This is a genomic window from Paraburkholderia sp. SIMBA_027 (genome assembly GCF_046535315.1).
GTDB classification, from domain to species: Bacteria; Pseudomonadota; Gammaproteobacteria; order Burkholderiales; family Burkholderiaceae; genus Paraburkholderia; species Paraburkholderia tropica.
The window spans coordinates 1-1,666 of sequence record NZ_JAWRWY010000056.1; the positions used below are offsets into that span (position 1 = coordinate 1).

Here is a 1,666-nt window from a genome sequence, read left to right on the forward strand (position 1 = left end):
AGAACGCCTCGGCACATGGCGCGCTTGGACTCTTTCCGCCGCAAGCGAGACCGTTATCTGTTAAGGATAACTACGCGTGTGACGCACAGTTGCCCACAGCCGCCAACTTGACAATGCCTGACACGTGCATCCAGCGCGGCCCGAGCCGAACAAATAGGGCTTGAACCGGCTAGCTGACAGTTGGTGCTTTGCTTAACGTACACACAGGGATTTACATTGTGCGAAAATCAGACTATAGTACATCCACTGTACACACGAAGTAGAGGATGACATGCAGACAACCCGAGTTTTCAGGAACGGCAACTCTCAGGCCGTTCGCATCCCCGCCGATCTTGCCTATGAGCGCAGCGACGTTGAGCTTGAAATCGAGCGCGTAGGTGACGAAATCCGTATTCGCCCCGCCCGCCGACCGCTGACGGGCGTGCTCAAGAAGTTCGCCAAGTTCGGTCCCGACTTTATGGCCGAGGGGCGTGGCGAGCAGGAACAAGCTGAACGTGAGGGCTTGTAATGCCGCGCTTCATGCTCGACACAAATATGTGCATCTACCTGATGAAGAGCCAACCTGAGCAGGTAGCAAAGCGCTTCGCGGAGTGCTTTGTCGGTGACGTGGTTATGTCCGCTATTACCTATGCCGAGCTTGAATACGGTGTCGCCGTGTCCGACAACCAGGCCAAAGAGCGGCGGACCCTCGCTGCGTTGATTGAGGACATTCCGGTTGCCCCGTTTGATGCTTCTGCGGCGGTAGCCTATGGCCCGATTCGTGAGGCTACGCGGGAGCGAAAAAAGGACCACCTGGACAAGTTGATCGCCGCACATGCGGTTGCGCTCGACATTGTGCTTGTCACGAACAACACGAAAGACTTCACCAGCTATCCTGGTGTCAAGCTCGAAAACTGGCTGAACGACTGACCAAGGAAAACGGCGGCCACAGCAATGACGACGACTGAAAACGGTAGTGGCTCGATGACAGGTCGGCGAGCAATCGAAGATGCCAATGCGCGCTTGCACGTTGCGGGCTTGCCGAATGTCACCGACCTTCTTAGCGCACTTCGAGGCGTGCTGGAAAACGGCGGGGATATTCATGAAAACGGCTGCAAGCTCTTTGATTTTGATGACCCGAAGCCGCGCTGCACTTGCAAAGTAGGCATCGCTCGTGCAGCGATCGCAGCGTATCGCGACGTTGCTTGAGCGGCGCACCCTAGCAACGGAAAATTCGAACAGGAGATGCCATGCAGAAAGGAACGGTCGTGGCGGTGAATTTGACTCGGGGAATGTTCATTGTCCAGATAGACCACGGTGACTGCGCCGTCTTCGAGCTGCTTGATGACATTGATATCGCTGTGGGCGACCGCATCAGCGGTGATCTCGAAGCGCTCAGCAGCGAACAGCTTCTGCATTTAGGGCAGCAGCGTCGCTTCAATGCGTATGGACAGAGCGGACCGAGCAGCTTTAGTGCTTGCAAGCGGATTCTTTGAGTTTGATCGGAAAATTCGCAGGCGCGGCCGTAGTGAAGATGAAGGACCGAGGGTGTTATGCGGTGGATAGATAGCCCAGTTTGGCGACGACGGCGAGTTGGCGAAGGCTGGGAAGGCATTGTCAAGTTGGCGGCTGTGGGCAACTGTGCGTCACGCGCGTAGTTATCCTTAACAGATAACGGTCTCGCTTG

General features: G+C 55.9%; 4 protein-coding genes. All 4 read left to right on the forward strand.

Annotation, left to right across the window (positions count from 1 at the left end):
- Window positions 1-271 precede the first annotated feature (271 nt).
- The 4 genes from vapB to SB764_RS38065 are packed head-to-tail and all read left to right on the forward strand — an operon-like array spanning window position 272 to window position 1,475.
- A complete protein-coding gene (gene vapB, locus SB764_RS38050) occupies window positions 272-508 on the forward strand; it encodes a type II toxin-antitoxin system VapB family antitoxin (RefSeq protein WP_410866469.1) in 237 nt (78 codons plus the stop codon).
- Window positions 508-909 carry a type II toxin-antitoxin system VapC family toxin gene (locus SB764_RS38055; RefSeq protein ID WP_410866470.1) on the forward strand — a complete coding sequence of 134 codons (402 nt, stop codon included), beginning with the start codon at window positions 508-510 and terminating at the stop codon, window positions 907-909. The genes vapB and SB764_RS38055 overlap by 1 nt, the downstream gene beginning before the upstream one ends.
- A 24-nt stretch (window positions 910-933) precedes the next feature.
- A complete protein-coding gene (locus SB764_RS38060; RefSeq protein WP_410866471.1) occupies window positions 934-1,188 on the forward strand; it encodes a hypothetical protein in 255 nt (84 codons plus the stop codon).
- A 41-nt stretch (window positions 1,189-1,229) separates the two neighbouring features.
- Window positions 1,230-1,475: a hypothetical protein gene (locus tag SB764_RS38065; protein WP_410866472.1), complete on the forward strand. Its 246-nt coding sequence runs from the start codon at window positions 1,230-1,232 to the stop codon at window positions 1,473-1,475.
- Window positions 1,476-1,666 lie beyond the last annotated feature (191 nt).